At 77.0% G+C, this 339-nt stretch carries 1 pseudogene; it reads left to right on the top strand.

The annotated features are described in order from the left end of the window. Positions 1-339: pseudogene (locus D588_RS25770) on the top strand (oxidoreductase); the annotation flags it as partial.

The following is a 339-nucleotide window of genomic DNA, read 5'->3' as shown; positions in this document are numbered from 1 at the left end:
CTGGTCGATCTGCAGGCGCGTGCCGGCGGGCAGATCTGGCGCCACGACGTGGCCCAGGCGCCGCCGCGCCTGGCCGCGCGCACGCTGGCGCAACTGGCGGCCAGCGCGGTGACCTTCCTGCCGCAGACCCAGGTGCTGCTGGCGCAGGACCGGCAGTTGCTCACCGATGGCCCCGATGGCCCGCGCTGGCTGGGCTACGACGCGCTGGTGCTGGCCACCGGCGCGCGCGAATTGCTGTTGCCGTTCCCGGGCTGGACGTTGCCCGGCGTCACCGGCGCCGGCGGCGCGCAGGCGCTGGCCAAGCAGGGCTGGCCGCTGCGCGGGCGGCGCGTGCTGGTC

This window comes from Xanthomonas sp. SHU 308 (assembly GCF_000364645.1).
GTDB lineage: Bacteria > Pseudomonadota > Gammaproteobacteria > Xanthomonadales > Xanthomonadaceae > Xanthomonas_A > Xanthomonas_A sontii.
Note: the sequence above shows the minus strand (reverse complement) of the source record. Positions and strands in the feature narration are given on the sequence as shown.